The sequence below is a fragment of the Protofrankia sp. Cas8 genome (genome assembly GCF_963555845.1).
Lineage (GTDB): Bacteria > Actinomycetota > Actinomycetes > Frankiales > Frankiaceae > Protofrankia.
Genome location: NZ_CAUVXI010000185.1, coordinates 1 through 6,419 on the forward strand (window position 1 = coordinate 1; position 6,419 = coordinate 6,419).

Below are 6,419 nucleotides of genomic sequence, written 5' to 3' on the forward strand. Positions count from 1 at the left end.
GCGGGTCGGGAACCCGATCCGACACATCCGGTTTCCGGCGGTCCTTGCCGGTGACGTCGCCGGTGACGTCACCCGTCACGAACAGGGTGCTCCAGTGGTCCAGGAGATGCTCTGCCGTGGTGGCATCGCGGCCCTCGGCCCACAGATGGGTGACGGCTTCGGCCGGGTCCGGGAGTACCAGGACCCATGAGCCGTCCGGCAGGATCACCCGAACGCCGTCGGTGGTGTCGATGGTGCACCCGCTGTCGGTGTCGACCGCCTCCATCACCCGCCGCATCACCATGCCCTTGGCCGCCCACGGCGTCGGCACGGATCTGCGGAGCACGGACACGGCCGGGATGCGCGCGTCGATCGCGCTCAGGGTCAGCCGGGTCCGGGCGACCAGCGCGGCCAGTCTGACGAACGCGGCCAGGCCGTCGATCGCCGGCGCGAACTCGGGTACCACGAATCCCCCGCGGCCGTCCGCGGCGAACACGACGTTCGGCTCGCTCGCGGCCCGGGTGAGGTCGGCGGCCGACAGTGAGGTGCGCCGGACCGTCAGCCCGTGGAAGCGGCTCACCTGGTCCGCGACCCGGGTGGTGGTGACCGGCAGCGCGACGTGCGCTCCCCGGTTCTCGGCCGCGACAAGGTCGAGGAACACCAGCAGCGCCCGCTCGTCGTCGATCAGGTCGCCGCGTTCATCCACGATCGTGATGCGGTCACCGACGTTGTCGAAACGGACGCCGACGGCAGCCCGCGAGCTGGCGACGAGCGCGCCGAGGCGGTCCAGGGCGCGGCGGCGATCGTCCGGCGTCTGCGCCGGGACGGTCTCGTCCAGCCGGCCGTTGACGGTGAGGACGTCCACCCCGAGCCGGCCCAGCAGGGTGGGCAGGACCAACGAGGTCGTTCCCCCGGCCGGATCGATCACGATTTTGAGGTTGGCTTCGGCCAGGCCGGCGGTGTCCACCCGGTCCAGCAGGTCGCGGGTGTAGATATCGGCGGTACGGGCGGGGAAGCGCAGCTCCCCGATCTCTTCGGGAAAAGCCCGCCGGAATTCCTGCCGGCTGACGACCCGATCGAGCGTGCGCTGCATGGCAAGCGAAAGATCGCTGCCCTCGGAGTCCATGAAGCTGATGTCCACCCGCTCGGCGTCCCCCGGTGTCGTGCGCACCATGATTCCGCCGGCGGCATCGGAGGCGCGGACGTCGAAGCGGGCCACCGGCATCGGCGCGACCTCCAGATCCCGCACGTCCATTGCGCTCGCGGTGAGCGCACTGATCATCGCCCGTTTGAGCGCCCGGGCGGCCCGTGAGCCATCCCGGACCGTGGTCACCGTGGATCCCTTGCGCAGGGTCGTGGCATAGGCGCTGGCGAGGCGGACCACCAGTTCGGGGGTGATCTCGACGTTGATCAGCCCCGACACCCCCCGGGGGCCGAACAGCGAGCGCTGTCCCCGGGATTCCCAGATGACGCTGGTGTTGACCACCGCGCCGGCCTCGATGGTCTTGAACGGGTACACCATGACGTCGTGGGAGACGAACGACTCCTCCTCAAGCACGCACTCGTCGCCGACCACCGCGCCCTCCTCGACCCGCGCGGCCCGCAGCACGTCGGTGCTCTTACCGATCACGCAGCCCCGCAGGTTGGTCAGCGACCCGATCAGAGCGTTGTCCTGGACGACGGCCCGGTGCAGGAAGGCGCCCGATTTGACCACGACGTTACTGCCGATGACGGTGAACTCACGCAGCTCGGCACCGGCCTCGATCTTCGTGTAGTCACCGATCACCAGCGGACCGCAGAGCACCGCCTCCGGATGGACGTCGGCGTCCCGTCCGACCCACACCCCCGGCGAGACCTCGAACCCGCCGATCTTCACGTCGACCTGGCCGTTGAGGACATCGGCCTGGGCCCGAAGGAAGCTCGGGATGGTGCCGACATCCTCCCAGTAGCCACCCACGACGTAGCCGAACAGGGGCGCGCCGGCAGCCAGGAGCTGGGGGAAGACGTCCCCCGACCAGTCCACCGACTCTCCGACCGGAACGTGGTCGAGCACCTCCGGTTCCATCACGTAGATGCCGGTGTTGACCGTGTCGGAGAAAACCTGCCCCCAGGTCGGTTTCTCCAGGAAGCGGATGATCCGGCCGTTGTCGGACGTGATGACGATCCCGAACTCCAGGGGATTCGGGACGGCCTTGAGCGCGATCGTGACCAGCGCACCCTGCTTGCGGTGGTAGGCGACCAGCGAGGTCAGGTCGATGTCGGTGAGCGCATCCCCACTGATCACCAGAAACGGATCGTCGCGCAACGCGTCCTGTGCGTTGCGGACGCTGCCGGCCGTCCCCAGCGGTGTGGTCTCGGTCGCGTACGACAGGTGCATACCCAGCTCGTCACCGTCACCGAAGTAGGTCCGGACGTGGGCCGCGAGGAACTGCACCGTGATCACGGTCTCATCGAAACCGTGCCGTTTGAGTAGCCGCAGCACATGCTCCATGATCGGACGATTGACGACGGGGAGTAGCGGTTTGGGCTGATTGGCGGTCATCGGGCGCAGGCGCCTTCCTTCACCGCCCGCCATCACGACGGCTCTCACCGACCCACCTCCGCGTCTGCCCGGCCGGCCTCGCCGCGGTCGGCTCCGGGCGACACCGGCGGTTCGGTACCGCTGCCCGCCCGCGCAAGCTGGCGGACCTGTACCCAGTAGAGGATCGCGGACCACCAGTACAGAGCGGTACCCCAGATGGCGAACGCCCACCCGAGCGGACGGGAGACGCTGGCGAGCCAGTTGTCGCCCGCTGACAGCAGCAGCAGCGGGAAGGCGTAGAGCAGGTTGAACGTCGCGGCCTTGCCCAGGTAATGCACGGGCAGGGTGGGGCCGTAGCCCAAGCGGCGCAGCACCGGCACGACGCCGGTGATCGCGACGTCCCGGCCGATGAGCAGCGCGGCGAACCACCAGGGAACGATCTCGCGCAGCGTCAGCGCAATGATCGTCGCCAGGATGTACAGGCGGTCCGCCAGCGGGTCGAGGAGAATCCCGAGCCGGCTGGTCTGCCCCAGCGCCCGGGCAAGTTTGCCGTCGAGATAGTCGCTCACGCCGGCGAAGGCGAGTACTGCGAGCGCCGCACCGTCAGCCTTGGGACCCAACGCCAGCCACAGGAACACGGGTACCCCGGCCAGGCGCAGCGCGGAGAGCACGTTCGGGATCGTGAGTACCCGGTCGGACGGATGGATCGCCGTGGTCACCCTCGACACCCCTTCGCACCCGGACCCGCCCGGTCAACCGTTGCAGCCCCCGGCCAACCGCTACAGCACTCGGCCAACCGCTACAGCACTCGGCCAACGTAGTACGTCGAGCTCCAGATGGGCACCAGCGAGACTGTTCGCCCGGTCTCCGGGGCGCTCCACACGTATCCGTTACCGGCGTAGATCGCGACATGGGTGATATTGCCCGGGGTTCCGAAGAAGATCAGGTCGCCGGGCTGCTTGCCGGCCTGGGGCACTCGCAGCGAGGCGGCGAACTGCTGCTGGGCCGTCCGCGGCAAGGAGCGCCCGAGCTGTTTGAAGACATACTGAACCAGGCCGGAGCAGTCGAACGCGTAGGGCCCCTCGGCCCCGTACACGTACGGCTTGCCCCGCTGCAGCGATGCGAGGTAGACGGCCTTCTCCCCGATGGAGCTGCCCGGGACGACCGTGGGCGCGGTCCCGGCCGCCGCGCCCCCTGCGGAACCGCCTCCCGGGCCCGTCGGGCTGCGCACCGTCACAGTGGTCGCTCCGGCGAGCGAGGGACGCAGGACGTTCGTACCGTCGAAGACCGCGGTGAGCGTCGTGGTCGACAGCAGCCGGGTACTGATCGTCGCGGTGCCGGTGCTGTCGGTCCGTAGCTGGGCGGTGGTGGTCCACTGCGGGCCGTTGGCCACCGCGATACGGACCCGCTGGTCGGCGACGGGACGTCCGGTCCCGACCTCCATGGCGCGGACGGTGATGACGACGGGTGCGTTCGGCGCGACCGTCGCCTGATCGGCGGCGATCGACATCGTGGTGAAGGTCGGATCCGGATTGCCCAACTTGGCGGCCAGGTCGACGGTGGCGCCCGCGGGAGCGGCCCCGTGGGTGCCACCGCCGATCATCGCGGCGTTGTCGACGGTGGCTGCGGTAGTTGTCATCGGCCCAAGAGTCGCGTTTCCGCCCGGGCCGGGCATCGTCGCGGCAAAGCCCGCCGTCGATGCAGCCAGGGTCCCGGTCGTCACCGCGGCGATCGTGGCGACCCGTCGGGACTGCGGGCCGAGACGGGCATGCCAGGGGTTGGGCTCATGGTCACCGGCGCTCTCGGGCGCCTGGTCACGATGGCGACCACGACCGGCCTGCTCTCCGTCTACGGGGAGCCGGATCACGCCACGTGGATGCAACGCGCGTCCTTCCCGAACGCCTGCGAGGCAGTGTGGCGCCATGCCACGAACCGATGTCGCTGGCACGCCTCAAGGCGCCGGCTGAGGGGGAGAACCCGGCCGACGACCGTCAGGACTGCGAAACCTCGCTCCTGCCCCCTGGCTGCTCGGAGGGGACATCGGACCGGGGCAGGACTGGGCGTTTCGGTCCGACGCGTGTGTTCGAGGGGGAATGTTGATCTTTGCTGAGGGGGTACACGTGTTGTGTCAAACGATATCGGGTAGCCCGTACGGGTAGGCAATACCCCCAAACCCAGCATGTAGCCACATCCAACCAGTGGTCCTATGTAGTCCTTGTGTTGGGCATCGACATGAGGTAGCTACGATCATGACCGCTGCCGGTCCTAACGGCCGCCTCTGGCGTCGATCGAATGTGTCAAGGATGTCGCCGACATGATCGCGAACCTTCTGTGCGACGGCCGGTTCGGCGAGGCTGCAACAGTAAAGTGTGGCGGCATCGGTACCGGCGGGCCCTCGTCCCCACAGTTCCCAGACGTGCATCAGCACCACTTGGCCCGCCGGGCACCTGACGCATGCGTTGCGCTTCGCCCATGCCGGCGCACCGCGTCGGCGAACTCGGCGAACTCGGCGAACCGTCGGTACTCCGCGGATCGTGACCGGCTCGCCGACGTAGGGATCCCGGTAGCACTGAAGAAATTTCCAACGGATATCGCCGACGGCGGTGACGCTGAGGGATGATCCGGATCTTCAGGCGGCGTCCGGCGGCGCCGAGCCGGCCGTGCCGCCGATGGAGTCGATGAGAGTCGATGAACACGGTCACCACGAAGGTGTGGCTGGCAGTCGCTGATGCTCGCGGCTACGTTCTGTTCCGATTCGGTTCGGTACGGGGCGTGAGGTAGGCGTTTGTCCGAAAAGATGTTCTCCCAGGACCAGCTGGAGCAGCTGCGCTCGTTTCCTGAGGTCAGCGTGGACGAGCTGATCCGGTACTTCACGCCGGCGGCAGGGGATGTCGCGTTCGTTGATCCGGGACGCGGCCGGGGCGCGGCGGACCGGCTGGGCATGCTGGTGCAGTTGTGCACGCTGCCGTGGCTGGGGTTCGTGCCTGATGACGTGACCTCAGCGCCGCCGGCGGCCGTGAACCGGCTGGCGGATCGCCTGGGCGTGGATCCGGAGGTGCTGTCGTCGTACGGGCAGCGGGCGCAGACCCGCTCGGATCACCTGGGGAAGATCGTCGAGTACCTGGGGTGGAAGACTGCCCCGGCTGGCAGCGAGGCGACGAAGGAGCTGGAGCAGTTCCTCCTCGACCGGGCGATGGAGCACGACTCGCCGACGCTGCTGTTCAACCTGGCGCGCGAGTACCTGGTGTCGGCGAAGGTGATCCGGCCCGGCGCGGTCGTGCTGGCGAAGATGATCGGGACGGCCCGCAAGGGGGCGGGTGAGCGCTGCCGAACGAGCGGCGCCGGTTCCTGGCCCAGGTGGCGCGCCGGTCAACCAACCAGGGGCTGGAGCGGCGGCAGGAGCGCAGGTACCCGATCCTCCTGGCGTTCGTGGCCCAGGCGGCGGTGGACCAGTTGGACGAGGTCGTGGCGCTGTTCGACCAGGCGGTGTCGGCCCGGGAGTCCCGGGCGAAGTCCAGGACGCAGGAGGCGCTGGCTGAGCGGGCGAAGAGGGGCGAGGCCCGGCAGCTGCTGATGGACGTGATCCTCCCGGTGCTGGCAGACCCGTCGGTCCCGGACGAGCTGGTCGGCGGCAGGCTGCGGAACCAGATCGGGATGCAGCGGCTGCGGGAGATGACCTCCGACTCCTGGAAGCCGCTGCCGAAGGACCACGGCCGGCTGTCGGAGCTGGACTCGTCCTACTCGTACCTGCGGCAGTTCACCCCGAACGTGCTGGCTGTGATCGACTTCCAGGGCGGCCCGGGCACCGCGGAGCTGATGGAGGCGGTGGCCATCCTGAAGGAGATGAACCGGCTCGGCGGCCGGAAGGTCCCCGCGGACACGCCGACCGGGTTCGTGCCCGCGAAGTACGCCGACTACC

The 6,419-nt window shown here is 68.9% G+C and carries 3 protein-coding genes and 2 pseudogenes; 2 read left to right on the forward strand and 3 right to left on the reverse strand.

Going from position 1 to position 6,419, the window contains the following annotated elements; translation table 11 throughout:
* The 3 genes from U9977_RS21200 to U9977_RS21210 form a co-directional block, all read right to left on the reverse strand.
* On the reverse strand, positions 1 to 2,554 hold a 2,554-nt coding region (locus U9977_RS21200), incomplete at its 3' end, for a mannose-1-phosphate guanyltransferase (protein WP_322751048.1).
* Positions 2,555 to 2,565: 11 nt separating this feature from the next.
* On the reverse strand, positions 2,566 to 3,219 hold the full coding sequence (locus tag U9977_RS21205) for a CDP-alcohol phosphatidyltransferase family protein (RefSeq protein ID WP_322751040.1): 654 nt from the start codon (positions 3,217 to 3,219) through the stop codon (positions 2,566 to 2,568).
* Between the two features lie 80 nt (positions 3,220 to 3,299).
* The gene (locus U9977_RS21210; RefSeq protein ID WP_322751041.1) at positions 3,300 to 4,382 is read right to left on the reverse strand and encodes a C40 family peptidase; all 1,083 of its coding nucleotides are present in this window, start codon (positions 4,380 to 4,382) and stop codon (positions 3,300 to 3,302) included.
* Between the two features lie 915 nt (positions 4,383 to 5,297).
* On the opposite strand from U9977_RS21210, the pseudogene U9977_RS21215 reads away from it, so the two are divergent.
* A pseudogene (locus U9977_RS21215) lies at positions 5,298 to 5,744 on the forward strand (DUF4158 domain-containing protein); the annotation flags it as partial.
* Positions 5,745 to 5,857: 113 nt separating this feature from the next.
* A pseudogene (locus U9977_RS21220) lies at positions 5,858 to 6,419 on the forward strand (Tn3 family transposase); the annotation flags it as partial.